At 39.1% G+C, this 26,189-nt stretch carries 27 protein-coding genes and 1 pseudogene; 19 read left to right on the forward strand and 9 right to left on the reverse strand.

Translation table 11 applies throughout. The annotated features are described in order from the left end of the window. The first annotated feature begins 59 nt into the window (after window positions 1-59). The 10 genes from F991_RS03180 (at window position 60) to pal (ending at window position 9,269) form a co-directional block, all read left to right on the forward strand. Window positions 60-1,400 (forward strand): deoxyguanosinetriphosphate triphosphohydrolase, encoded by a 1,341-nt coding sequence (locus F991_RS03180; RefSeq protein WP_004668910.1) that lies wholly within the window; start codon window positions 60-62, stop codon window positions 1,398-1,400. Between the two features lie 81 nt (window positions 1,401-1,481). Beyond that, entirely contained in the window at window positions 1,482-2,084 is a 603-nt protein-coding gene (gene ruvA, locus F991_RS03185; RefSeq protein WP_004668911.1) for a Holliday junction branch migration protein RuvA, read from the forward strand. A gap of 18 nt (window positions 2,085-2,102) precedes the next feature. Beyond that, window positions 2,103-3,098 carry a Holliday junction branch migration DNA helicase RuvB gene (ruvB, locus tag F991_RS03190; RefSeq protein WP_004668912.1) on the forward strand — a complete coding sequence of 332 codons (996 nt, stop codon included), beginning with the start codon at window positions 2,103-2,105 and terminating at the stop codon, window positions 3,096-3,098. A 168-nt stretch (window positions 3,099-3,266) separates the two neighbouring features. Further along, the gene (locus F991_RS03195; RefSeq protein WP_004668913.1) at window positions 3,267-4,160 is read left to right on the forward strand and encodes a hypothetical protein; all 894 of its coding nucleotides are present in this window, start codon (window positions 3,267-3,269) and stop codon (window positions 4,158-4,160) included. 156 nt (window positions 4,161-4,316) lie between these two features. After that, window positions 4,317-4,730 carry a tol-pal system-associated acyl-CoA thioesterase gene (ybgC, locus tag F991_RS03200; RefSeq protein ID WP_004668915.1) on the forward strand — a complete coding sequence of 138 codons (414 nt, stop codon included), beginning with the start codon at window positions 4,317-4,319 and terminating at the stop codon, window positions 4,728-4,730. A gap of 18 nt (window positions 4,731-4,748) precedes the next feature. Next, on the forward strand, window positions 4,749-5,447 hold the full coding sequence (tolQ, locus tag F991_RS03205; protein WP_004668917.1) for a protein TolQ: 699 nt from the start codon (window positions 4,749-4,751) through the stop codon (window positions 5,445-5,447). Next, window positions 5,447-5,899 carry a protein TolR gene (gene tolR, locus F991_RS03210; RefSeq protein WP_004668919.1) on the forward strand — a complete coding sequence of 151 codons (453 nt, stop codon included), beginning with the start codon at window positions 5,447-5,449 and terminating at the stop codon, window positions 5,897-5,899. Before tolQ ends, tolR begins: the two co-directional genes overlap by 1 nt. A 3-nt stretch (window positions 5,900-5,902) precedes the next feature. Beyond that, window positions 5,903-7,282 (forward strand): cell envelope integrity protein TolA, encoded by a 1,380-nt coding sequence (gene tolA, locus F991_RS03215; protein WP_004668920.1) that lies wholly within the window; start codon window positions 5,903-5,905, stop codon window positions 7,280-7,282. A 99-nt stretch (window positions 7,283-7,381) separates the two neighbouring features. After that, window positions 7,382-8,665, forward strand: coding sequence for a Tol-Pal system beta propeller repeat protein TolB (tolB, locus tag F991_RS03220; RefSeq protein WP_004668921.1), 1,284 nt, complete (start codon window positions 7,382-7,384; stop codon window positions 8,663-8,665). Between the two features lie 40 nt (window positions 8,666-8,705). After that, the gene (gene pal, locus F991_RS03225; protein ID WP_004668922.1) at window positions 8,706-9,269 is read left to right on the forward strand and encodes a peptidoglycan-associated lipoprotein Pal; all 564 of its coding nucleotides are present in this window, start codon (window positions 8,706-8,708) and stop codon (window positions 9,267-9,269) included. A gap of 41 nt (window positions 9,270-9,310) precedes the next feature. On the opposite strand, the gene F991_RS03230 is transcribed toward pal, so the two are convergent. After that, window positions 9,311-9,502 carry an NF038105 family protein gene (locus F991_RS03230; protein WP_004668923.1) on the reverse strand — a complete coding sequence of 64 codons (192 nt, stop codon included), beginning with the start codon at window positions 9,500-9,502 and terminating at the stop codon, window positions 9,311-9,313. A gap of 176 nt (window positions 9,503-9,678) precedes the next feature. Here F991_RS03230 and F991_RS03235 point away from each other — a divergent pair, with 176 nt between their 5' ends. From F991_RS03235 to F991_RS03255, 5 genes are all read left to right on the forward strand, one after another. Then, window positions 9,679-10,650, forward strand: coding sequence for a class 1 fructose-bisphosphatase (locus F991_RS03235; RefSeq protein ID WP_004668924.1), 972 nt, complete (start codon window positions 9,679-9,681; stop codon window positions 10,648-10,650). A gap of 60 nt (window positions 10,651-10,710) precedes the next feature. After that, window positions 10,711-11,487 carry a TrmH family RNA methyltransferase gene (locus F991_RS03240; protein ID WP_004668925.1) on the forward strand — a complete coding sequence of 259 codons (777 nt, stop codon included), beginning with the start codon at window positions 10,711-10,713 and terminating at the stop codon, window positions 11,485-11,487. Window positions 11,488-11,644: 157 nt separating this feature from the next. Beyond that, a complete protein-coding gene (locus F991_RS03245) occupies window positions 11,645-12,256 on the forward strand; it encodes an RNA polymerase sigma factor (RefSeq protein WP_004668926.1) in 612 nt (203 codons plus the stop codon). Next, on the forward strand, window positions 12,249-12,575 hold the full coding sequence (locus F991_RS03250) for a hypothetical protein (RefSeq protein WP_004668927.1): 327 nt from the start codon (window positions 12,249-12,251) through the stop codon (window positions 12,573-12,575). The genes F991_RS03245 and F991_RS03250 overlap by 8 nt, the downstream gene beginning before the upstream one ends. Beyond that, window positions 12,565-12,954 (forward strand): DUF3106 domain-containing protein, encoded by a 390-nt coding sequence (locus F991_RS03255; protein WP_004668928.1) that lies wholly within the window; start codon window positions 12,565-12,567, stop codon window positions 12,952-12,954. The genes F991_RS03250 and F991_RS03255 overlap by 11 nt, the downstream gene beginning before the upstream one ends. 81 nt (window positions 12,955-13,035) lie before the next feature. Here F991_RS03255 and F991_RS03260 read toward each other — a convergent pair. From F991_RS03260 to cxpE, 4 genes and pseudogenes are all read right to left on the reverse strand, one after another. After that, a pseudogene (locus tag F991_RS03260) lies at window positions 13,036-15,541 on the reverse strand (CSLREA domain-containing protein). Between the two features lie 14 nt (window positions 15,542-15,555). Next, window positions 15,556-17,418, reverse strand: a complete 1,863-nt coding sequence (gene rbtA, locus F991_RS03265) for a rhombotarget A (protein WP_004668931.1) — start codon at window positions 17,416-17,418, stop codon at window positions 15,556-15,558. A 113-nt stretch (window positions 17,419-17,531) separates the two neighbouring features. After that, window positions 17,532-18,230, reverse strand: coding sequence for a DnaA ATPase domain-containing protein (locus tag F991_RS03270; RefSeq protein ID WP_004668932.1), 699 nt, complete (start codon window positions 18,228-18,230; stop codon window positions 17,532-17,534). A 20-nt stretch (window positions 18,231-18,250) separates the two neighbouring features. Further along, window positions 18,251-19,447, reverse strand: coding sequence for a chloramphenicol efflux transporter CxpE (gene cxpE, locus F991_RS03275; protein WP_004668933.1), 1,197 nt, complete (start codon window positions 19,445-19,447; stop codon window positions 18,251-18,253). Between the two features lie 133 nt (window positions 19,448-19,580). On the opposite strand from cxpE, the gene purM reads away from it, so the two are divergent. After that, the gene (gene purM, locus F991_RS03280; protein ID WP_004668934.1) at window positions 19,581-20,651 is read left to right on the forward strand and encodes a phosphoribosylformylglycinamidine cyclo-ligase; all 1,071 of its coding nucleotides are present in this window, start codon (window positions 19,581-19,583) and stop codon (window positions 20,649-20,651) included. Continuing rightward, window positions 20,648-21,289 (forward strand): phosphoribosylglycinamide formyltransferase, encoded by a 642-nt coding sequence (purN, locus tag F991_RS03285; protein ID WP_171063406.1) that lies wholly within the window; start codon window positions 20,648-20,650, stop codon window positions 21,287-21,289. The genes purM and purN overlap by 4 nt, the downstream gene beginning before the upstream one ends. A 62-nt stretch (window positions 21,290-21,351) precedes the next feature. Here purN and F991_RS03290 read toward each other — a convergent pair whose 3' ends face one another. Then, on the reverse strand, window positions 21,352-22,140 hold the full coding sequence (locus tag F991_RS03290) for an alpha/beta fold hydrolase (RefSeq protein WP_004668936.1): 789 nt from the start codon (window positions 22,138-22,140) through the stop codon (window positions 21,352-21,354). Between the two features lie 146 nt (window positions 22,141-22,286). Continuing rightward, the gene (sppA, locus tag F991_RS03295) at window positions 22,287-23,324 is read right to left on the reverse strand and encodes a signal peptide peptidase SppA (protein ID WP_004668937.1); all 1,038 of its coding nucleotides are present in this window, start codon (window positions 23,322-23,324) and stop codon (window positions 22,287-22,289) included. 136 nt (window positions 23,325-23,460) lie between these two features. Here sppA and F991_RS03300 point away from each other — a divergent pair, with 136 nt between their 5' ends. Continuing rightward, the gene (locus tag F991_RS03300) at window positions 23,461-24,405 is read left to right on the forward strand and encodes a lysophospholipid acyltransferase family protein (protein WP_004668938.1); all 945 of its coding nucleotides are present in this window, start codon (window positions 23,461-23,463) and stop codon (window positions 24,403-24,405) included. A gap of 50 nt (window positions 24,406-24,455) precedes the next feature. Here F991_RS03300 and F991_RS03305 read toward each other — a convergent pair whose 3' ends face one another. Continuing rightward, the gene (locus F991_RS03305) at window positions 24,456-24,884 is read right to left on the reverse strand and encodes a hypothetical protein (protein WP_004668939.1); all 429 of its coding nucleotides are present in this window, start codon (window positions 24,882-24,884) and stop codon (window positions 24,456-24,458) included. 106 nt (window positions 24,885-24,990) lie between these two features. On the opposite strand from F991_RS03305, the gene F991_RS17000 reads away from it, so the two are divergent. Next, window positions 24,991-25,804, forward strand: a protein-coding gene (locus F991_RS17000) for an IS5 family transposase (protein WP_100223924.1) whose coding sequence is annotated in 2 segments (ribosomal slippage) — window positions 24,991-25,377 and window positions 25,379-25,804 — 813 coding nt in all. Because the reading frame shifts where the segments join, the coding sequence is not laid out codon by codon here. On the opposite strand, the gene F991_RS17740 is transcribed toward F991_RS17000, so the two are convergent. Continuing rightward, complete coding sequence (locus F991_RS17740) at window positions 25,698-26,159, reverse strand: hypothetical protein (RefSeq protein ID WP_212749345.1); 462 nt, start codon at window positions 26,157-26,159, stop codon at window positions 25,698-25,700. The genes F991_RS17000 and F991_RS17740 overlap by 107 nt on opposite strands. Window positions 26,160-26,189 lie beyond the last annotated feature (30 nt).

A 26,189-nucleotide genomic window follows, 5' to 3' on the forward strand; every position in this document is an offset into this window, starting at 1 on the left:
CTAGTGCTTTGATATTTTTTTTGGCATGATGATCGTGAATAGATAGTGAATCATGATACATGGAACAAATGCGTTGGTTGGAATTGCTTTCTGCAATTCGTTTAGGTAGTAAAAAAAGCAGTTCAGAATTGGCTCGAAGTCCATTTCATAAAGATTATGACAGAATTATATTTTCCCAAAGCTTTCGTCAACTGAATAGAAAAACACAGGTTCACCCACTTACCCAACACGATGGTATCCATACTCGTTTAACCCATTCACTGGAAGTGTCCTGTATCGGACGTTCTTTAGGCATGCTCGCTGCGGAAAAGATTAAAGATGAACTACCTGTATGGATTTCGCCTGCGGATGTCGGTGCAATTATTCAAGCAGCCTGTCTCGCCCATGATATTGGCAACCCACCTTTTGGACATGCGGGTGAATATGCCATTCGAGAATGGTTTGATGATGCATCACATCGAGACTTTCTTACAAAATTGACTCCAGAAGAGGCCGCCGATGTACGTCAATTCGAAGGTAATGCTCAAGGTCTTCGCTTATTGAGTCGTATTGATTATCATCCTGACGATGGTGGTATGCGACTTACTTGTGCCACTTTAGGGGCTTATCTTAAATATCCGTGGTTGTCCAAAACCATTGAAGCACAAGGTGATATCCCATCTCACCAAAGAGCAAAGTTTGGTTGTTATCAATCAGAAAAAGAAATTTTAAAACAGCTTGCTGAACAACTAGGATTAATCCAACTTGGTGAATATCATTATTGTCGTCATCCATTGACTTATTTATTAGAGGCAGCAGATGACATCTGCTATGCGCTGATTGATTTAGAAGATGGCATTATTTTAAATATGTTGGACTATGATGAAGTCGAGCCAATATTCCTGAATTTAATTGCCGACTTTGGTCGTCCCGAAGAGTTGTATTTACCCCACACCACATGGCAACAAAAAATCGCAGCTTTACGTGGACGTGTCATGAAACGTTTAGTCGAAGAAGTCAGTTCAGCATTTGCCAAGCATCATTATGAAATCTTGACAGGTCAGCTCAAAGGTAGCCTTTTACAATATTGTTCACCTGATATCGAAGCAGGTATTCAAACTGCAAAAAATCTTGCCCGAGATCGGATCTTTGAACATCCACAAAAATCAGGTTTGGAAATTATTGCACATCAAAGCTTACAAACGATTTTAGATGCTTTTGTTCCATTGACCATGCCACATAAGAGCTTAAGTTTTAAAGAACAGCGTTTGCTTTCGATTTTGCAGCACTCTGGGGCAAATTTCCAAAGCAATCATTATCAAAATATTATGCAGGTCTTGGATATTATTAGTAAGTTCTCTGACCACCAAGCCTATAGTTTGGCACAAGAACTGAAAGGCAATAAAATAGGTTTCTTTTAGTGATCCAGATTGACCTGTGTAAGATTCGTTTTGCTTTTATCCTACAAACTCAATCATTTATAAAATAGTGAAATATACCTCATGATCGGATGTTTAATTGGCGAAGTGTTTGCCTTAGAAGCCCCAACTGTATTACTGAATGTAAATGGTGTCGGCTATGAAATTGATACGCCACTTTCAACATTTTGCCAATTACAAAAAGGACAGAAAGTGACTTTATGGACGCATTTGGTGGTTCGTGAAGATGCACAACAACTCTATGGTTTTATTGACACCAATGAAAAAACCATTTTCCGCACCTTACTTAAAGTCAATGGCGTTGGCCCTAAAATGGCGCTCGGTATTCTTTCAACCTTAAGCGTGGATATGCTGATACATACCGTTGAAAATGGTGATGTCAAAACATTGGTAAAAGTTCCTGGTGTCGGCGCGAAGACCGCTGAACGCTTGATGATTGAACTACGTGATCGTTTCAAAGCATTTTCAACTCATACGACTTCGAATAACTCAGCATCAACTCAAATACAATTCACTGGAAACTCTGCTGTTGCTGAAGCTGAAGCTGCTTTACAATCATTAGGCTATAAACCACTTGAAGCTCAAAAACTGATTCAATCCGTTAAAGCCGAATTTACCGAAGCGAGTGATATCATCCGTGCTGCACTTAAATCATTAAATAAATAAAGACAGACCGAATCAATTATGCAAGACCGTTTAATCAGTGGTTCTGAAAAACCTGAAGATCATTTTGATCGCGCCATTCGTCCAACTTCACTCGCTGACTATATTGGTCAGCCTGTAGTGCGTGAGCAAATGGAAATCTTTATTGGGGCTGCTCGTGGACGGGGTGAAGCCTTAGACCACACCTTGATTTTCGGTCCACCAGGATTGGGGAAAACGACACTCGCAAATATTATCGCACGTGAAATGGGTGGTAATTTAAAGTCAACCTCTGGGCCTGTATTAGAACGTGCAGGTGACTTAGCTGCAATGCTAACCAATCTTGAAGAAGGTGACGTTTTATTTATTGACGAAATTCATCGCCTATCTCCAGTGATTGAAGAAATTCTTTATCCAGCGATGGAAGACTACCAACTCGATATTATGATTGGTGAAGGTCCTGCTGCTCGCTCAATTAAATTAGACCTCCCACCATTCACTTTGGTCGCTGCAACAACACGTGCAGGTCTACTCACCTCGCCTTTACGTGACCGCTTCGGTATTGTGCAACGTTTAGAATTTTATTCAGTCGCAGATCTCACTCACATTGTCACACGCTCTGCTAACTTGATGGATGTTCCGATTACCAAAGAAGGCTCAACCGAAATTGCTCGTCGTGCGCGTGGTACACCACGTATTGCCAATCGCTTATTACGTCGTGTCCGTGACTATGCCCAAGTCAAAGGCAATGGTGAAGTAACGCAAGACATGGCTCAACGCGCTTTGGATATGCTCAATGTCGATAAAGATGGCTTAGATACTTTAGATCGTCGTTATTTATCTATGCTTTTAGAGCGTTTTGAGGGACGACCGACTGGTGTTGAGGCATTAGCCGCAGCTATGGCAGAAGATAGTGGAACATTGGAAGATGTCATTGAGCCTTATTTAATCCAACAAGGTTATGTGATGCGTACTGCTCGAGGTCGTATTGCAACCAATATGGCGTATTTACAGTTTGGTTTAACACCGCCTGAATAAGATAAAAATCAATAAAATTCTTCTTATAATAAAGTGATTAATATAATATATAGACTATTTTAGACTTCTTTCATAAATCCTTTTTCTCTCGATGGGAGAAATATAAAAAGGTATAAATAATAATGAAAGAAGTCTTTTGATCACTTTATTAATTTGTTTAGGGTAAAAATGAAAAATAAACTTTTAACGATCTTCTGTGGTAGTACATTATTACTTACAGCATGCGGGGGGGGAAGTGATGGCTCAAATAATAGCGATTCATTTCAAAGCAAAGAAAAAATAGACTACACAAAACCAGAGTCTATTGAATCAATTTATGAACCAATCATCAATTTATCTCAGGAACAAGACAATATCATAGCGATTGGCACTAAGTTTGCAGAAAGTCTCTATTATAATATTCATGCTGGCTACAATTTTAAATGTTCAAAAGGTTCATATACAAAAAACAGCGATAAGAGCATTACATTTAATAAATGTGAGTTTCTAGACTTCGCTAACGATGACGACAGTCGTCTAAATCGCCTAAGAATTATGACCATCTCTGGATCAGTAAATAGCAAAGAAACATTATCTACAGATTCAGGACGTTATGAGACTACGCTAAGAAACTTCACAATCACTCCACCTAATGATGTAACACTTACTTACAACGGCAATATCGTGAGTAAATACAGCTCTATCTCTACTCAATATCAAATTAAAAAAATGTCGCTTAGTGTATTTGATGACAAAACGAAAAAAACGCAACAGTTGATTATCAATAATTATCAACTTAATGTGAATAATCTGATAATTACAGCACTAGGAAACATCGAAGGTAATCCAGAGAATAAAACATTCTCAGTAAATTTCAAAAGTGATCTTAGATTTGAAAGCGATATGGATAAGGCAACTTTCCACCCTAATTTTGCTGAAATTATTATTGAAGATACGAACAACATGAAAAATTCAATTAAGATTTCAAATACAAGCAATTACAAAGCATTAATTCGTGCTTATGCGGATGGTAACACAGTCACAGGATATCCAAAAACGATTGAATGGGATGATTTGAATTAAGGTAACAATGATTCATCGTTCTTTAAGAAGCCCTACTTGTTAGGGCTTTATTTTTCCCCTCTGTCACCAATATGTTATTTATTACTATTTCCATCGCTATCTCGAAACTCTATCATTCCACCATCGCCCGAAACATACTGAAATAGGTTAAAGGACATGGCAAATCATTTTGAATTCAATATCCGTGTATATATCGAAGACACTGACGCAGGCGGTATTGTTTACCATGCCAATCATATCCGTTTTATGGAGCGCGCCCGTACCGAATGGCTACGTGCAGCAGGCGTAGATCACTACTGGCATCAACAAGACTACAACTTCGTGGTACATCAAATTCAGGTCAAATATGTACGTCCTATATTAATGGATGATTTGATTACCGTTACAGCACGTGTTATTTCGTGTAAAGCAGCATCTTTTGTGTTGCAACAAAATATTTATCGTGGTGAAATCTTGCTGGCTTCAGGTGAGGTTGTGTTGGCATGTCTCAACAAAGAGTTGATGCCACGTAGACTTCCTGATGAAATTCGTGATCTGATTCAAAAAGAATTAGCACAGGACGAAAAATAAACTTTTGGCACTGAACTTATGGCAACTAATTTAGACTCTTCAATGCATATTTCCGACCTTATTTTACAAGCAAGCCCTGTTGTACAACTGGTCATGCTGATCTTGTTATTTGCTTCTATTTATAGCTGGTATGTAATTGCTAAATTACATATGAGCTATAAAAAAACAGGACAAGCTGATGAACATTTTCAAAAAATGTTTTGGTCAGGTGCCGAGTTAAATACGCTTTACAATAATGCTCAACTCAACTCTAAACGTCATGGCTTGGAAGATATTTTTTATCAAGGTTTAGCTGAGTTTTTTAAACTAAAAAAACGCAAAGCTGACACCACACAAACCATTGATGGAACCGAACGTATTCTTCGTGTGGGTTTAAGTCGTGAACAAGGTCACTTAGAACAAAGTTTAGGTGTACTTGCAAGTATTGGTTCTGTTGCCCCATATATTGGTTTATTTGGTACTGTTTGGGGCATCATGAACGCATTTATTGGTCTTGCTGCAGTTGATCAAGTAACGTTGGCAACTGTTGCACCAGGTATTGCCGAAGCACTCATTGCGACAGCGATTGGTTTATTTGCTGCGATCCCTGCTGTACTTGCATTTAACCACTTTACTGCTAAAGGCGAAGCAATTTATACAGATCGTGCTTTATTTGCAGAAGAAATGGTTGCCCTGTTACAACGCCAATCTGTTGGAACGACTCAGGAAGATGCATAATGGCGATTCAACGATCTGGACGTTTTGAACGCATCAAAAAACCACTTAAAAGTGATATGAATGTCGTTCCTTATATTGATGTCATGCTCGTGCTGTTGGTTATTTTTATGGTCACAGCACCCATGATCACGAGCGGCATTAAAGTTGACTTACCTCAAGCAAACACACCTCCTATTGAAACCCAAGAGCGACCACCTATCGTTACACTAGGGAGCAGTGGTAATATTTATCTAGAATTCCAAGATCACGATAAAAATAAAATTTTATCATTGCAGGAATTAGAAAATATTTTAACTGAAGCTCAGACCAAAGCTGAACAAGACAATAAAACACTTACCGTCTTAGTCAATGGTGACCAATCACGCCCTTATGGAGAAGTGATTGCACTCATGGCAAGTTTACAAGATGCAGGTTTGACCCAAGTGGGCTTACTGACAGAGCCGTTAAAATAAGCTATGAAAAAATTTCAAAAGCCACCTTATCAACAAAAACAAAATGCGATTGCACTGGGTTTTACACTCGGTGTTCATGTCGTGGCTGTTGTTGGCTTATTGTATTTGGGTATGAGCAAACCACTTGAGCAACCTAAAAAGTTGACGACTACTTTGGTAAAACCCGAAGATTTACCAAAACAAATAGACTCTGAAACTACAGCTGAGAACCAAGCTACAGAAATTCAAGGTCCTATCGTCGACGATACATTGCCACAAAATTTACCTGCAACACCTTCTCAACCGAATGAACAACAGCTTGCTGCTGAAAAGCAAAAAGCTGAACAAGCGCAACAAGCTAAATTGGCAGAACAAAAACGTCAGGCTGATGAGGCAATCAAAGCTAAACAAGCCGATGCGGAAGCCAAACGTAAAGCTGACACAGACGCTAAGGCAAAAGCTGAGGCTGATGCAAAACGCAGAGCCGATGCAGACGCTAAGGCAAAAGCTGAGGCAGACGCGAAACGCAGAGCTGACACAGATGCTAAGGTAAAAGCTGAGGCTGATGCAAAACGCAGAGCCGACGCAGATGCTAAACGTAAAGCTGATGCAGACGCGAAACGTAAGGCCGATGCTGACGCTAAGGCAAAAGCTGATGCAGATGCTAAACGCAAAGCCGACGCAGATGCTAAACGCAAAGCCGACGCAGATGCTAAACGCAGAGCCGATGCAGATGCTAAACGCAGAGCTGATGCAGATGCTAAGGCAAAAGCCGACGCAGATGCTAAACGTAAAGCTGATGCAGACGCGGAACGTAAGGCCGATGCTGACGCTAAGGCAAAAGCTGACGCAGATGCTAAACGTAAAGCTGATGCAGACGCGAAACGTAAGGCCGATGCTGACGCTAAGGCAAAAGCTGATGCAGACGCGAAACGCAAGGCCGACGCAGATGCTAAAGCAAAAGCTGATGCAGATGCGAAACGTAAAGCCGATGCAGACGCTAAGGCGAAAGCTGACGCAGATGCCAAACGTAAGGCCGACGCAGATGCTAAAGCAAAAGCTGATGCAGACGCGAAAGCTGCTGCTGCAAAACAAGCTGAACAAGAAGCCGCACAGAAAAAAGCTGAATCTAGACGTATTGCTTCAACAGCTAAGCGAGATTTCACCAATAAAATTGAGCGTGCTTGGAACTTACCAACAGGGTCGTCAGGACAAAAAGCTACAGCTCGTGTAACACTCAGTGATAGTGGTGCCGTTTTATCTGTCATTGTTAATGCAAGTGACCCTGACGTAAAAGCAAGTGTAGAAGCCGCTGTAAGATCTGCTGCCCCCTACCCAATGCCAGAAGATCCTGATGCACGTCGAGAAGCAAGAAGCTTTACTTCGAGTTTCACAGCGAAATAGTAATAAATAGTTAACGTTACATGCTTTTAATAGCACAAAGCATGTAACTATGTTAAATAATCAACAGCCACAAAAACACGAAAGCAAGTAATTTTAAATATGGAAAAGACTCGTAAGCATCTCATCGCCATCGCAGTTTTCACTGCGATTAGTGCCGCTATTCCGGTAACAGCTTTTGCTCAACTTCACCTAGAAATTGCAAAAGCACCCGAAAAAGCACCTAAAATCGCAATCGTGCCATTTACAAATGACTCTGCGATCTACCCGATTGTTGAAAATGATTTAAACCGTTCTGGTCGCTTTACCAGCGCCTCAAAAAATCTGCCTGCAACAGCAAGTATGAATCAGATTCAGGCTGGTGATTGGCAAAATGCTGGCGTTCCATACGTTGTTGTTGGTCAAAGCAAAGCCATTAATGCCAATACATTTGAAATTCACTATCAACTCTACGATGTCCAAAAGCAACAATACTTACTCAATGAAGTTTTAACAGTACCTGCGGGACGTGTTCGCCAAGCTGGACACATGATCAGTGATGCAATCTATCAAGCCTTGACAGGCATTGCTGGAGATTTTAGTGGGCGCATCGCCTATGTATTGCGTAACCAAGCAACTCCTGCTCAACGCTACACATTGCAAGTTGCAGATACCGATGGTGAGCAACCAAAAACAGTATTGGCATCACGTGATCCAATACTTTCCCCAACATGGACACCTGACGCTAAAAAAATTGCTTATGTTTCATTTGAAACCAAACGTCCTGCGATTTATCTCCAGGATTTAGCGACAGGTCAACGTGAAGTCTTAGCAAGTTTTAGAGGACTAAATGGGGCACCAAGCTTCTCTCCAGATGGTCGATCTATGCTCTTCACCGCATCAATGCATGGCAATCCAGAAATCTATCAAATGAATCTGAATACACGCCAAGTACAACGTATGACTAACGATACTGCGATTGATACTGAAGCACGCTATGCACCAGATGGTAAATCATTTATTTTCACCTCTGATCGTGGTGGTTCTCCACAGATTTATCGCTACACCTTTGCTGATAATTCTGTTAGACGTTTGACATTCAGAGGCGCTTTCAATGCACGCGGTACGCTAAGTGCCGATGGTAAAAAGATTGCTTTAGTACATCGCCCTAGCGGTAGCAATTATAAAGTAGCCCTTCAAGATATTAATACAGGCATCACCAATATTTTAACCCCAACCAGTTTAGATGAATCACCAAGCTTCTCACCGAATGGTCAAATGGTTGTTTATGCGACCCGTGAGGGCAATCGAGGTTTATTGTCGATCATGTCTACTGATGGTCGTTTCCGTATGAATTTACCAAGCGAGCAAGGCGAAGTACGTGAACCCGCTTGGGCACCAAAATAACTTTAATCTATTGAAGAAATCGGATCTATTGGAGAATCACATGAATATGAAATACCTAACCCTCCCCCTCATTGCAGCTACACTTGTTTTTACTGGTTGTGCAAGCCGTAAACCAGCGACTGACATTACTGCTGGAAACACACCTACGGGTACGACTGTCAGTACTGAAGGTTTAAGTGAAGATGCCGCATTAAACGCTCAAAACTTAGCGGGTGCATCATCTAAAGGCGTAACCGCTGCCAACAAAGCATTCTTAGCTAAACGTGTTGTACATTTTGGTTTTGATAGTAGTGATCTATCAAATGAAGATTACCAAACACTACAAGCGCATGCTCAATTTCTAATCGCCAATGCAAACTCACGTGTTGCACTTACTGGACATACGGATGAGCGTGGTACACGTGAATACAACATGGCACTAGGTGAACGTCGTGCCAAAGCAGTTGAAAGCTTTTTGGTCACCAATGGTGTAAGCCCACAGCAACTTGAAGCTGTAAGTTATGGTAAAGAAGCACCAGTCAATGCAGGTCATAACGAAGCTGCATGGAAAGAAAATCGCCGTGTAGAAATTAACTATGAAGCAGTTCCACCATTATTGAGATAAGCACATTGCAATAAAAAATGCTCACACCATGTGAGCATTTTTTATGTCTGTGATTGGGGATCGTCTGATTCTGCTGGTTGCATTGACTCAATCAAATCATGCTTATTAAATTCCTTATATTCAGGTTTAGCTTCGTAAGCTGTCCAAGCATCCTTGACACTTTCTTTAGAAATTTTCTCTAAGCTGATTGCTTCACTCTCGGTCGGTGTCGCTTCAAAATTTTTGGTTGACATTTTAATCTCCAAACATCCTGTCTATTATCCGTCCAACATAGCATGTAATGGCATGCTTGTAATCATAAAAGCAACATAAATAAAGTAAGATAATTTTTATTTTTGAGCGTTCTCATCTAGAATAGCCACATTCATTTTCATCAATTTTGACGCTGCTAAATCGGAGCTATTTAATTATGTCAAACCTCAGCTTGACCCAATACCTAGAACAACAAAACGGGAATTTGACTCCAGAGTTGGCACAAGTCATCGAAACAATTGCAGCGACATGTCAAACCATTGATCTAGCACTTCAAAAAGGTGCTTTAGCAGGAATTCTAGGCAGTGCTGAAAATGAAAATGTTCAAGGTGAAACACAAAAAAAACTAGACGTAATCTCTAATGATTATTTAATTGACGCTTTAAAAGTTCACCCTCAGGTTGGCGGCCTAGCATCTGAAGAATTAGATGATTTTACCCCTGCCCAAGAAAATGGAAAATATCTTGTTTTGTTTGATCCTTTAGATGGTTCAAGCAACATCGACATTAATATGTGTGTCGGTACGATTTTCTCTATCTTACCTGCTAAAAATGCAGTGACTCAATCTGCTGACTTTATGCAAGCAGGTACAGAACAAGTTGCTGCAGGCTATGTACTCTATGGCCCATCAACGATGTTAGCACTTACTGTGGGTGCTGGAGTCGCATTCTTTACATTTGATCCAACGTCTCAAACATTCTTATTGACGACTGAACAAGTTCAAGTTTCAGCAGATACTCAAGAATTTGCGATTAACTCATCCAACCAGCGTCATTGGGAAAATCCTGTAAAACGTTATATTGATGAACTTCTCGCTGGGAAAACCTCAGTACGTGAAAAAGACTTCAATATGCGTTGGGTTGCATGTATGGTTGGCGATATCCATCGTATTTTATGTCGTGGCGGTATCTTCCTCTACCCTTACGATTTAAAAGACCCGAAAAAAGCGGGCCGTTTGCGTTTAATGTATGAAGCAAACCCGATGAGTATGTTGATTGAACAAGCTGGTGGTGCATCAACAACAGGGCGTGTTCGTATTATGGAAATTCAACCAACGGAATTACACCAACGTGTGCCCGTGATTATTGGTTCAAAAAATGAAGTTGAACGCGTCACAAGTTATCATTAATTACTTTTAATTATCAGGGCATTATAATAAATTTATACTGCCCTTTTGGATGTTTATTTTATGTCACTTATTTTTCTAGAATCAAAAGACAATGCAAAAATCAAACATTTGCGTGGGCTGATCGAACTCAATAGTGCTCGAAAAAAAAATCAGCAAACCGTTCTAGAAGGTATCCATCTTTGTCTTGCATGGTTTCAACAACAAAATAAAATCGCGTCTTTATTTACCACTGAAAAAGCATTAGAACACCCCGATTTAGAGAAAATCATTGACCAATATCCTGGTCATGTCTTTGTCATTAGTGAGTCTTTATACAAAGATTTAAGTATTTTAGACACGACGTTGCCTTGTCTAGCAATTATTGATTTACCCCAAAATTCACAAGATATTGACTTTAGTAAAGACACACTCATTCTTGAAAATGTTCAAGATCCAGGCAATGTTGGAACACTTTTACGTTCAGCCGCAGCAGCCAATATCAAACAAATTATCTGTACTCAAGGCTCAGCATCACTCTGGTCACCACGTGTCTTACGTGCAGGCATGGGTGCACACTTTAGTTTAAGCTGTTTTGAAAATATTCAACTGAATGACATTCTTTCAAAATTTGAAATCCCAGTTTTTGTCACCAGTTCACATCGCTCTACAAGCTTATATTCACAAGACTTAACCCAAGCCTGTGTTTGGATATTAGGCAACGAAGGACAAGGTGCCAGTGACTACGCTTTAGAACATGCCCAAGCTGTAGCGATTCCTCAACCCGGTGGACAAGAATCTTTGAATGTTGCTATCGCAGGTTCAATCTGTTTTTTTGAAATGGTTCGTCAGCGCCAATAAAACGTTAAATTACATTAAAGCCGATTTTTTTGATGATGAAATCAATTACACTACAAAAATAATTGCTTCAGTTGTCAACGCACCTGCCATTTTCAACGTTATATGATTAATGAATTGAGAATAATGGTGGGTATCCATGACAGGATTTTCCATCTCTATGGATTTAGCACCGAAACAGGCTCGAACTGACAACAGTACTGATTGTAGTACTGTTGAACAACGTCTTCGTTTTTTTATGCAAGACGTGACAGGTCGTGCGTTGGTCATGATGGAAAGTGCAACTCAAGGCCAACAAGGCATTGCCATGGATTTAGTACAAGAAGCGTTTATCTCTTTACATAAGTCCTATGCCGAAAAAAATACTGAAGAATGGTATCCACTGTTCTATACGATTTTAAATAACAAATTACAAGATTGGAGACGCAAAGAAGCACGTCGCGCAAATCCATTTTCTTTATTTAAAAAAATGAATTTAGATGACGATGAAGAAGTTATTGATATCGTAGATGAGTCCACACCAAACCCATTCGAATTTCTGAATCAAGCAGTCACGATGGAAGAGATTCAAAACGCGATTAATCAACTCCCTGTTCGTCAACAACAAGCATTTATGCTAAGAGCCTGGGAAGGTTTCGATACGATGACCACAGCCCAGATTATGGATTGCAGCGAAGGCAGTGTCAAAACACATTACCACCGTGCGATTCAAGGGCTTAAAGTTACGTTAGCGCATTTAAATCCACACACGGGAGGATCATCAGATGAATAATAAAGATGAGTTCACCAAACAAGTGACTTCCAAACTTGATCAGCTTGAGAAAGCACAACATCACAATAAAATGTTAGTGATGAATCAGGTTTTGGATAAGGTTCAAAAAAAATCAACGTCCTACTATAGTATTTGGAAAATGGGTGGCTTTGCATTAGCCGCAGCCATTACGGGAATTGTGGTTTTACCGAACTCTATAGAATTAGCAGATAAACCACAAAATCAAGTTGTTATCAATCCAAAACTTTCACCACAAATGGTAGAAGACATGGAAATGTTAATGGTCTTGGGTGAGGATAAGGTCAGACATGGCAGCTAAACGATTAGCACTTGTTGTGTGTACATTAAGTTTATTACAAACCAGTTTTGCTGGTTCGGAACGTTTTTGGCCATTTTCAAAGCCAATCAAAGCAACGACTGAAGAAGCCTGGGATGATTTATCCCCAGAAGAACAAAGAGTTCTTATTCAGCGCTATCAAACCTTAAAAGAAATTCCAACCGATCAAAGTTCGCAACTGCAACAACGGATGGAATGGTTTACACAATTGCCTGATGACGAAAAACAAAAAATGCGTGATGTATGGCAAAAGATGAGTACACAAGAACGAACTACATTACGTAAACGTATGCAAAACGCCAGCTTAGAAGAACGTGTTAACATCAGAGAAGAATATCTAGCCAAATACGCTGAATATTAATGAATATAGTGCCAATCAAAAGAATATAAAATCAATCCCAAAAAATAGCGCCATCGATAGGCGCTATTTTTTGGTCTTAATCTATTTTCTTAAACGGCGATAAGTGAGTAATCCCAGCAGACCAAATAAAGAGAAGATACCTGTACTACCGCCTCCGCCATGACTAGCTTTACGCGAGTCATCCGTGGTAGTCGCTGTACTGATGACTTTCACAGTTCCTAAATTTGAAATCATAGGTTCTGGAAAATCATTATCATAAACTTGGTAGTTAAATGAGAAATTAAAGGGGTTGAAAGCATTGGCTTCTTTAATATAAATATTTCCACCGTAACAGGTTTCCTGTTGATCAGGCGCAGGGCATTTGCCTTGACGATCAGCGGTAATGACCAGATTACTCGATACATTTGATAACCGAATCGGTAGTTCTACTCCTTCAGCATTGCGCCAAAAAGATGGTTTGTTAGGCTTCAATTCAGGACCTAAACCGTTTTTACCCGTGTCACCATCATCATTCGCAAAGTTAAGCAGATTCAAAGTGGCTGTTTCACTTTGCTTATATTTCAATGTCACAGATGTATCTTTTACAACAGGTGCAATATTATTAAATGCTGCTTGCAATAAACCAGATGATGTAATGTCAGGATTAGCCTTTAATGTGATGGTATATTTACAAAACTCTTTATCACCAGCTTGTGTAATCTGATCATCAATACGATAGATCATGATTTGCTCTAGATCAGCATTCCATTTACAAAAAAGGTTTTCATCATCTTCTACATCAGTAATAGCACTGTTAATCTGCCCCACCCCTAAAGCTTCAACATGAATATTATATAGCTCAGGATTAAAAAATTCTAAAGCGTTCGGTTTTCCTTCACCAGTAGAGACTTCTCGAGGTAAAGGTAATCCATAGTTACGCAAATCTACATAAATCGCTCGATATTTAAGGGCATTTTTTCTTTTTTCAGCGTCTGAAAAAGCATCCAATATTTTTTTGTATTGTGCTGATCGGAATTTATAATAGGTTAAGAAGTCCGCATTATTCGGTTTTTTGACCAAATCTTCAAACAAATCATAACTGCGTTGATTGTTGTCTAACATATTACTAATTGATGTATTAGATAGGTCGAAGATATCACCTGCAGTCAAACTGCATTAACTCTACCGAGCCAATATCACAAGTATTCGCAGCTTTTGGATCATAATGTAAAGCACCGTCTGTAATTCGAGCTAAACCGCGTTGATCCCATGGGCTACACGATGTGACACCTGTGTCGACTAGACTTTTGATTTTTTTATCGGCCTCAGATTTATTATTGATTGGATAATACAAAGGCAGAAATGCTGTATAAGGTGAAGCATCAATACGTCCACTTAAGAATTTTTCAATTGGTTCTCCGCTAATATCTATATTTGTTTCTTTATCTTCATCTTCATTAAATACTTCGTCGGGCAAATCACAACGATTCGCACCAGTTCTTGCAAAGGCATTGTAGCTTACTAATGAGAACGAAAAATCTTCCTGTTCGTTAGTATTCCCAAGCAAATAACGACAAGCATAGCTATTTGCACCACCGTTATATGCCAATATATTCAAATTTAACCGTTTAGTGCCAATCTTATCGTATAACAGAGTGGTGAATGCATTATTCTCAACAATCGTATTATTTTGCAAAGTTAAACGACTCAAACTACTTAATACGCTAGAGCTATTACTCCCTATCGTTCCGGCTTCAGTGTCCCCTGTAAATTTAATCAAATTACCACTATTGACATTTGCTTTATTTCCAGCAATTGTATTGGACTCTAATATAACAATTGGCTCACCTACAAACTCCAGCATACTTTTCGAGGTCGCTGATCCATTATCGACCAAACTACTCGATTCAATCGTAATATTGCGTTTCGTGTAACCCAAATCATTCTTATCATGCATTGCAAGCACACTTCCTGTTGGTGCTTGATTTTTCTCGATTAAACTTTTTGAGATCGTTAAATTGCTCGTATTTCCAGCTAAATAAATTGCACCTCCAGCTTTACCCGCCTGCGAGTCCAATATTTGGGTGCTATTTAATGAAACATCGGCCCCCGCATAAATTGCACCTCCCAAATCTGCTGTACGGCCACCAGTTAAAATCACATTACTTAAGACTAAGCTCTTTTGCGAAAATGCCGTATTAAAAATACGCGAATTCTCTGCTTTGATTGTTGTTTGTAATGGAATTTGAGCTGGATATTGGTTAACTACATCGTTAAGCAAAATATTTTTCTCGTCCCAATCAACAGGACTAGAACCCAAAATTGCCACATTAACTTGTGGCGTAAGCTCACTTTTTAAAGTATAGATACCAGCCTCAAGCTGAATTCTTTTTTGTGTCCCCACTGAGGTGTCAGTTACCTTACATCCCCCATAAGAAGTACGTCGTTTTGCAGTTTCCAATGCCACACGAAGTGAACATGCCTTAGAATTTTCACCATCTTCATCCAAAAAAGTGGTGACTTTAATTGGACCATCGTTAGTTGCTGCAATCAACGGCATTGATGCAACTACTACAGTCGCTAAAAACGCTTTCTTATAATTTTTCATCTCATCATCCTTGATTATGACTTAAAACGGCGTAATCCCATTAAACCTAACAGCATCAAAATTGCACCAAACCCGACACTACCACCACCGACATTCACTTTTTTACTTTGAAAATTATTTTTTGGCTCTTGCACAATATTAGTTGGAATTTCAATATAGTTACTTGAAGCATCATTAAATCGTGTGGTGGTGGTTATAATTCGCATTTTAAACAAATCTGCACCATGCCAATTACTATGTGGAACATAAGTTACATTTCCATCTTGATCCAAAGTCAAAGTTCCCTTTGATGGTGTTTGATTTTGCACAACTTCTAAACATCCATAGCGCCAGTCTTGTCCATCTGAACGTTTACCTAATATTTTTTCACATGTTGCTGGATCTAGTAATTCACCATCAGCCAGGCTCTCTGATATACTAAATTTTGCGATTTCTTTAAATAAAATATCCTGACCTGCAATTGGAATATTACTACGATCAACTACCAACTCAATCGCACCTAAATCACATAATTCATTATAACCAGTACGGTTGATCCCACGTTGATCTGTTCTCTCACAACTCGCTAAACTGAAGCTTGTTCCATCACTATAAATGCGTCCTTTATTGACGATAAGTGAATCAGATAGTTTAGTATATGAAGCTAATAGTCGAGGTTTAAAAAAACCTAACATTTGATCCTTAGGAATTTTATAGGGACACAATAATCCATCAGCTGGAGGTGCATCACAGATACCTTCGTCATTTATACCAGCAATCAGCTTATTGTTTCCAATCATAAAATTTGGTAATCGATCTGTTGAGTTACGATCACATTCTATTGTTGTTAGATTGCTTTGAACAATAGTCGTATCATTCGGTGCGGCGACACAATTCTGCGTTCCATTTTCTACTATAATGCTATTTGAAACATATGCACTTGGATATGTCTTATCTTCTTCTTCACCATCTTCAACCTCAACTCGATCTATTGAATCCAAGTACAATCCTGCGACATTCTTGATCATCGTCAGATTATTTAGAATCATACCTTCTCGGATATTAGCGACAAATCCACCTTTATTGTGGAAGATTGTAGTATTTCGTATACCTGAGTCTCGATTATAAAGGGCATTTCCAATGGTTTCATCGCTCAGACCTGTTTGAACATATAGTAATGCTCCAGTCGCACCTGAACTCCCTTCATTATCTCGAATGATTGAATGCGTAATTAAATATCGTGGCATTTCACTATAAATCACAGCACCTTGTTCAGCTTTGTTATTTTGAAATATACTATTCAAAATCAGCAATTTTCCTGCTGTTTTTTGCGTATTGGATAAGATACCAGCATTATAAATTGCACCGCCCTTATTTGCATGCCCATTGATTAGACGTGAATATTCAATTCTTAAATCTTCGCGGTTGAGAATCAAACCACCAGTACTATCAATTCGAGTTGACGCCCCTTGAAGATTAAGATCTTTCAAGTTAACAACAACCAAAGCATCTTCAACACTACCATCATCAATATCAAATATACGGTGTTGTCCATTTACACTAATTGTGGCGTTATTTAAGCCTCTTTTCCTATCATTAAAATCCGTGCTCGCCTGAGTCGAGATCGTCATTGCTGCTTTAATTTCAATTGGAGCATTCAGTTTATATTCTTGATCACGTTTAAGAATAATAGTCGAGCTAGAATCTTTATTGCCACAACCTCTGTAACCATTTTTATATTGTTCTTCTGTTCTATTGTTTAAAAAAAACACAGCCTCACGTAATGAGCAAACGGTATCATCCTTGTCTTCATCAACTAATGTTGTAACTTGAATATCTGCAGCATATACATGTCCAGTAATCGCAAATAAAGCACAGGCAAGCGTCCGCTTGAACATACCGTTCTCCTTCTATTTTTCATTTTTCTTGATATTGCAAAATCCAAATTTCGCAATCACATCCTTTGTGCGTACTTTGTCATAGCTCTCGTAATTACTCAAGAAATTTTATGCTATTGGCGATATTCGTCTATTAATGCGTAAATCTGCTTGATGGTGGTATTAGAGAGTTTAGTTTTTTCGCCTTTTAACATTTTTTCAAGCTGTGCAAGTGTCTGTAACAAGATCGAAGCTTGATGAGGTCCGTTTTGCAATAAGTAATCAACGATTTGTTGATCAAAATGAATCCCTCGTCGCGTCATCACGGATTGCAACAGCGCTTGTCGATCTATAAATGAACTGCCGCTCGGAACTTTGACACTGACGGCTTGAGTTAATCTGGATTGTAAGTCAGGGAGCTCTAGTCTCAACTCAATCGGGGCTGATCGTGAAGAAAACACCAACTGTCCTTCATGATTGTTCATCAAATGAAAAACGGCTTTTTGCCAATGGGGAACGCCACTGATGGCTTCAATATCATCTAATGCAACTAAATCATAAAACTCTAATGAAGTAATTGCTTCAATCGGCGCATCCAATAATTCTAACAAAGAAACTTTGATAGCAGGACGACCCAACTCTAAGTAAGAATCACAAATTGCAGATAATAAATGGCTCTTACCTGTACCTGCCCCACCGTAAACATAAAATCGACTAACCAAACCCGCATGTAATTGTCTCACTGCATCAACCATAGGTCCCCAACCTGGTCCCGAAAAATCACTAATTCGGGCATCAAGTTGTGGTTCAATATCTAATTGCAGTTGACGCATGGATTTAATTTTTTCCCCGCTTATTTGGAGCCATCATTAGGGTTTGAAGTCTCTGTATCTTGAGAGTTTTTTATTTCAATATCAAGCGCTACTTGTTCAGTTTCCACACTGACATGTTGAGCTCCACCGTCTATAGCTACTATTTCAGTTGGCAAACCATACAGCCGACTTTTTATATAGTTATCTCGCGCATGTCTTAACAAAACCACAATGACTGCTGCCACAGGTAACGCAATCAACATTCCAAGAAAGCCTGCAAGTTGTGCCCCTGCGAGAACTGCGAATACAACAGCGACTGGAGATAAACCAATTTTATCACCCAATAGAAAGGGTTGTAGTACGTATCCTTCCACCATTTGACCAAACAAGAATACACCACCCACCAAAAGTAGATGCACCCAATCCAAACCGAATTGAAATAACGATGCGATTACGGCAGCGATAATACCAACAGCAAATCCTAAATAAGGAATAATACTGGCCAAACCCGCAATCATGCCAATAATTAGACCGACTTCTAAGCCAATTAACTGTAATCCAACTGCATAAATAATCCCTAACAACAACATAACCAAAAATTGCCCTTTCACAAAAGCGCCTAATACGCTGTGGCATTCACGAATAATAGTTAAAGTTGATGCTTCATAAGGACGTGGAATCAAACGACGGAAGCTTTGCAGCATTCTGTTCCAATCCAGTAAAAAGTAGAAAGAAATGACTGGAATTAGGACAATAAGCCCACCCAACTGAATAAAGTTCAAACCAGATTGAGCGAGACGTAACGCAAATGTTTGAACACTATCCGAACTATAATTGGTTTGAACATATTCCATAACGACTTTAGATATTTGGTCGGTATCAAGTTCCATTGGCACCAAATCAAAAGTTTCAGAAAGCCAAGGTAAAAAGATTGCATTAATCCAATGAATTCCCGCAGGAATACTATCCCGCGCATACATCAATTGCTTCCAAACAAGTGGAACAAGAAACCATAACACGACGGTTAAAGTCACACCGATACCGATAAACACAATACTTATCGCGAGCCAACGCGGCAATTTGATCTTAACCAAAACATCAACCAGCGGGCTAAATAGATATGCAATAAAAAAAGCAGCGACGAAAGGAATGACAATCGGTTTGAGTAAATAAATTACCCAAATCAACAATGCTAACCCAGCGAGGATAAAGATACGGCGGAGAACCAGATCTTGCATAAAATTTAACCTTTGTTCGTGTAATCGTTATAAATGGAAAAAATTTTTAATAAAGATAGCATTTTCGAGCATAAATAACATAAGAGTTTCGTATATTCAGGTTATAATCTGCCGCCAATGCGGAGACTTCATTATGAGCAACTCAACCTCTACCTTAAACACAAGCTTAAGCTACAAAGATGCAGGCGTCGATATTGAAGCGGGCGACGCATTGGTCGATCGTATCAAATCTGTCGCTAAACGCACCACTCGCCCTGAAGTCATGGGTGGTCTAGGTGGTTTTGGCGCACTTTGCAAAATTCCAAAAGGTTATGAAGAACCTGTATTGGTTTCAGGAACTGACGGTGTAGGTACAAAATTACGTTTAGCACTCAACCTCAATCGCCACGATACAATTGGTCAAGATCTTGTCGCAATGTGTGTCAATGATCTACTAGTGTGTGGCGCTGAACCATTATTCTTCCTTGATTACTATGCAACAGGTCATTTGAATGTCGACGTTGCAGCAGATGTAGTGACGGGTATTGGTAAGGGTTGTGAACTGGCTGGTTGTGCGCTGGTTGGCGGTGAAACTGCTGAAATGCCAGGTATGTATGAAGGCGAAGATTACGATCTCGCTGGTTTTGCAGTGGGTGTAGTTGAGCACAGCAAAATTATTGATGGCACTAAAGTCAAAGCTGGTGATGTACTAATCGGTGTTGCATCAAGCGGCGCTCACTCAAACGGCTACTCATTATTGCGTAAAATCTTAGACGTGAAGAACGTTGATTTAACCCAAATCGTTGATGGTCGTCCACTTGCAGATGTTGCGATGGAACCTACACGTATTTACGTTAAACCAGTACTCGAACTTTGCAAACAAGTTGACGTTCATGCAATGGCGCATATTACAGGCGGTGGTTTACCAGGTAACTTACCTCGCGTACTACCAAATGGCGCTCAAGCCGTGATTAATGAATCAAGCTGGGAATGGTCTGAGTTATTCCAATTGCTACAACGTGAAGGCAATGTAGAACGCTTTGAAATGTATCGTACCTTTAACTGTGGCGTAGGTATGGTCATTGCAGTTGATGCGAGCGAAGCAGAAAAAACAATTGAAATCTTAAATGCTCAAGGCGAAAAAGCTTGGAAAATTGGTCATATCCAAGAAAATGCTGAATCAGTTGAAGGCGCAGACGAAAAAATTCGCGTGATCTTTGCATAATGAGAATTGCGGTACTTGTCTCCGGTAACGGTAGCAACTTACAAGCCCTGATTGATGCCCAAACTGGGCATCAATTTTCAGGAAAAATCATTGGTGTTCTGTCCAACAAAGCGGATGCTTATGCACTACATCGTGCAAAAGATGCCAACATCGCAACTGCTGTCATTTCTCACAAAGACTTTCCAAATCGAGAAGGCTTTGATGAAGCCATGCATCAACAACTGCTTGCATGGCAGGTGGATTTGGTCATTCTTGCAGGCTTTATGCGTATTTTAACGCCTAATTTTGTCAGCAAATGGCAAGGCAAGATGTTAAATATCCACCCTTCTCTGCTTCCTTTTTATAAAGGAATTAACACACATCAACGTGTGTTAAATACAGGTGATCGCTTACATGGGTGTACAGTTCACTTTGTAACAGCGGAACTTGATGCTGGACAGAGCATTGCTCAATCCATCATTCAAGTCGGTTTAAATGATACAGCAGAAAGCTTAGCGCAACGTGTACATGAACTTGAGCATTTCATCTATCCTCAAGTTGTGCAATGGATATGTAATGGTCAGCTCTCTTGGGAAAACGGTCAGGCTTATTTCAATCAAAAGCCTTTAAAAAAGCCAATTCAATTTGCTCAGTTTTGAAACTAAAAAACACATCTTCGGATGTGTTTTTTATCTTTGCTCGATTCAGCTTAAACTCACAATTAAATCAGACTTTTAATCTTTTCTACCGTTTCCAATGGGTGCTCCAGTGGAAACATATGCCCGCCATCAACCACAGAAAAAGGAATGCCTAATTTCTTTTGAGCCACTTGCGGGAATTTCTCTTTTAAGAAAACGCTATCACTTCCAACCACCAAGTGCACAGGAACAGGCGGTTTTGGCATAGGCAACCACCACATCGATGGTGTGGTTCTAAACAAGGCCACTTCATCCGCTTTTGGAATCGTTAAAGTCACCCCGCCTCGCTGAGGATCATTGCTTAATGCATGATCAATATAGGCTTGAAAACAATCAGCATTAAAGTGTTGATAAAAACCTCTTGAACCTAATAATTCAGCCGCTTGCTCACGCGACTCCCAATGATCACGACGACGTACCGACAAACCCGCAGGTGTAATCCGATCCACCAATTTAGGTTTAAAGATTTTAGCAAGATGAAAAACAAATGAAGCTTTACCAATGATCAATGGTGGATCCAGCATAATCACTTGTGAGAATAACTCTGAACGACGGTAAGCCGCCATCAAAGTCAGGACTGAACCCAAAGAGTGTCCTAAACCAATCACTTTCCGCCCTTGAGCTTGTTGTACAATGCTATCAATCACTTGATCAACCAAATGTGTCCAACCATGCGTGATTGGATAACGCTTGTCTGTTCCAATTTCAGCGACATAGATAATGTCATATTGATCTTTCAATTGATCAAACAGCTTTTGATAAACTTTAGATGGAACACCATTGGCATGGGCAAAATGAATAATAGGTTTCATGACAGTCTTTTAAGTTTATTAATCGATAAATTATCTTCCTCTCAAACCGTGTCGCAATACAAGAAGAAGAACTGAGGAGTAATTTTTAAAAAAACTCAGGACTATAAACCCTTACAGCCCTGAATTTAAAGATTTTCTGTAGATTGTTATTGTATTTTTGCGTTTTGACTGGTATGCAACTGATCCGCAAGTGAGCTACTGATTCCCTCACCGATCTTTGCGCCCATACGCCCTAAAATAGATTCAAAAGGATTACGCTGTACCGTATAATCAACTTTTTGCTCTACCTTAAGATCACGCATCAGTGTGGTTAAACTACCACTACGATCTGCAACACCCAGAGTAATTGCTTGTTCACCCGTCCAGAATAAACCCGAGAAAATAGCCGGATCATTCGATTTCAAACGCTTACCACGCCCTTCTTTTACTGCATTAATAAAGTGTCCATGCACATTATCCAACACAGATTGCACATGTTGCTTTTGTGCAGGATCAAGAGGTTTGGTCATACTGAGAATATCTTTGTTGCTACCCGAGGTCATGGTGCGGTCTTCGATCCCCAGTTTTTGGGTCAAACCACTTAAACCGTAATTCGGCATAATCACACCAATCGAACCAACTAAGCTTGATGGGTTGACAATAATTTCGTCCGCTGCAGAAGCAATATAATAAGCACCTGAAGCACCCATATCACCAATCACCGCATAGACTTTTTTATCAGGATGTTGCTTTTTCAGATAGCGAATTTCTTGCCAAATTTCATCTGACTGTACTGGAGAACCACCTGGAGAGTTAATATTTAAAGCAACAGCTTTACTACCACTCGCCTCAAATGCACGCTTAAGCGCCTTATTGGTATCATCACTGTTTACTGTAGATGAACCACTAGAGGAGTCAATCGTACCGATGATATCGACAACAGCCAAATGATCACTACTGATATTGGTGGTTGATTTTGTTGTTGAGGTGGTACAACTCTTACTCATTGCAATCAAGACAATTAACAAATAAGCGAAACCTAAACATTTAAAGAAAATACTCCAACGGCGACTACGGCGTTGTTCTTCGACAGAGGCCAAAACAGCTTTTTCTAAAATCTGCCATTCTTTGCCTGTCACATTGTTACTATTTGGAGAATTACTATTTGTAGATTCGTTTTGTGGTTTTGGTGGCCAATCGGACATAAGACTCCAATCCAATAATTTTAAAGTGACTTTATTATATACGCTGATTTACACAAAACTGTTTAATTAACTTGTTTTAACTTATAATTATTTTTTACCTTATACTTTTATCTTGTAATCTTTGAATCTGTGATACATGACCCAACCCAATTCATCCCATTCTCGTTATCATTTGCTCAAGCTGATTAGTCGCCAACCGATTCAATTAGGGCGTTTTTTTGCACGCTTGGTGGCGATGTTGGTCAATACTTTCCAACTCTCTAAGATCTCAAAAATCATACAACTGAACTTAAAAATCGCGTTTCCTGACCTACCAGATTCAGAAAGACAGCAGCTCACCAAGCAAGCCATTCGGAATGAGATCACCTCTTACTTTGAATTTATCAGTATTTGGGGAGCATCTAATGCTAAAAATATTCAGCGTATTCATAACATACACGGTGAACATTATTTTCATGAAGCTTTAGCAGAAAAAAAGGGACTGGTTTTAGTCATCCCCCACTTTGGCACATGGGAAGTGATGAATTCTTGGTTATCAAAATACACTCAGATGACGATTTTATATAAACCCGTCAAAAACCCTGATGCTGACCGTTTTGTACGAGATGCACGAAGCCGTGAACAAGCCAAGCTCGTACCTACCGATGAAAGTGGTGTTCGACAGGTCTTTAAAGCCTTAAAGCAAGGCGGAACAACCGCAATTTTGCCTGATCATACCCCTGATCATGGCGGTGAAATGGTCAATTATTTTGGTATTCCCTTAGCATCAAGTAGTCTCAGCGCCAAACTTATTCAGAAGACCAAAGCGAAAGCCCTCTTCATTTATGCTGTGCGTAATGATCAAGATGGTTTTGATATGTATATTGAACCCATCAACCCTCAGATTTATGCGGGTCATGCCGAAGATGGCACACTCATTATTCATCAAACTTTAGAACAATTAATTAAACGTCACCCTGCGCATTATCATTGGAGCTATAAGCGTTTTAGTGCCAATAAAGCCTTGAAAAAAATATACGATATTGATGAAAGTGAAGCACTTCAAAAAATAGTAGCAGTTCGGAGGCAGAATTTTACTTAGGCTATTATTATAAAATGAGAACCTTTTGTTCTCATTTTATAATCTGGAATTTAGTAATGATTTTTAATGAATTTCAAATCTTCTACTTGAGTATTTTTATCTCCAACACAAACAATATGAAATGATGTACCTTCTTTTTCAATATAAAATCGACCAGATTGATTAAAGTCCATTTCAATAATATCCATACCTTGAATTTTATCCCGATATGCTAATTGATCTGAGCGATGTTGCAACTGCCCTAGCTTTTGCTCTAATTTTAATAACACATCTTCATTTAATCGAGAAATACTTTTTAAAGACCTTTTACTAAAAATTAAAGACGGATAACAAGCATTAAAGCGTTTTTTCAAGTTTTGACTTACTTTATCTTGAGTTTGAGTATAGGATTGTTTTAAAGCCTCCCATTCTGCTTTATCCTTTAACAAATTTTCAATTGTATTATCTTTTACTTCCAGTTCATTAAAGTATTGCTCCACTTCTTCAATTGAAAATAATTGCTTTTGTTGTTGCAGAAATTGCTTTATTTCTTGTTCTTTTTTATTAGATCTCTTGCGAAAGTAAAAAATTGTTTATACTAGCCCCATGAAATATGAAAATTTAACTCGATTTAATGATGGGGAATTTAAACGACTCGTTGGAGTTCCTCGTCCATTATTCTTAAAAATGGTATCGGTGTTACAACACGCTGAACTTGCCAAGAAAAAATCTGGAAGACCTCATTCGTTGTGTTTAGAGGATCAATTGTTGTTAACTTTAAATTACTTACGCTGTTATAGAACTCAAATTGAGTTATCCGCTGACTATAACCTAGCTGAAAGCAATGTGAATCGTACTATTCATAAAGTTGAAAATGCTCTGATTCAATCACGGATTTTCGCATTGCCTAAAAGGAATCAAAAGTTTAGTGAGGGGGATTATGTGATCGTTGATGTCACTGAGTCACAGATTGAGCATCCCAAAAAAACAAAGAAAATTCTATAGTGGTAAAAAGAAGAAACATACGCTAAAAACACAGGTCATTTTTAACCCAAGACTAAAGCAAATTGTAAGTATACAGGTCGAAAGTGGCAGAAAACATGATCTGACGATTGCGCGTAAGTATTTTAAGGAGATGATCATTTATCCTTGTATTATGGCAGATTTAGCCTATAAAGGATTTCATCAGATTAAGAGTAAGTTACTCATTCCAATCAAGAAACCTAAGAATTTATCATTACCCAAAATAGCAAAACAGATCAACCAAGAAATCAGTCGGCGTAGGACAGCCATTGAACATATCAACGGCAAACTTAAACATTTTCGGATATTAACAGAACGCTATAGAAATAGACGGAAACGATTTGGTCTAAGAATGAATTTAATTGCTGGAATGGTGAATTGGATGCTCTTAAATTAACTTTCGCAAGAGATCTATTGAGTGTATTTTTTAAGCTTTTTTCATCTATCTTATAACGATTTAACTCCAAATCGGCTTCTTCACTAATTGACATCCAGTTTGTATCATTACATTTTTTACAGGCATACCCCTTATTAACTAAAAAATCAACAATTTGATCACCATACTTAATCACTAATGCAGGACCTCCGACCACAATTGCAATACAAAGTGGCATAGCAAAACCAGTACCTGCAAACAGAAACGATGTCCACGCAAAAAAACCTGCACCCGCCATTGCACCACCGATCACTGTAAGAAGTAACTCTTTATTCACTGGTTCTGAATGACCACAACTACGACAACGTATTTTCATATCCCCTACCATTTACTTTTATTAATAAAA

Source organism: Acinetobacter sp. CIP-A165, assembly GCF_000367985.1.
In the GTDB taxonomy this organism is placed as follows: Bacteria; Pseudomonadota; Gammaproteobacteria; order Pseudomonadales; family Moraxellaceae; genus Acinetobacter.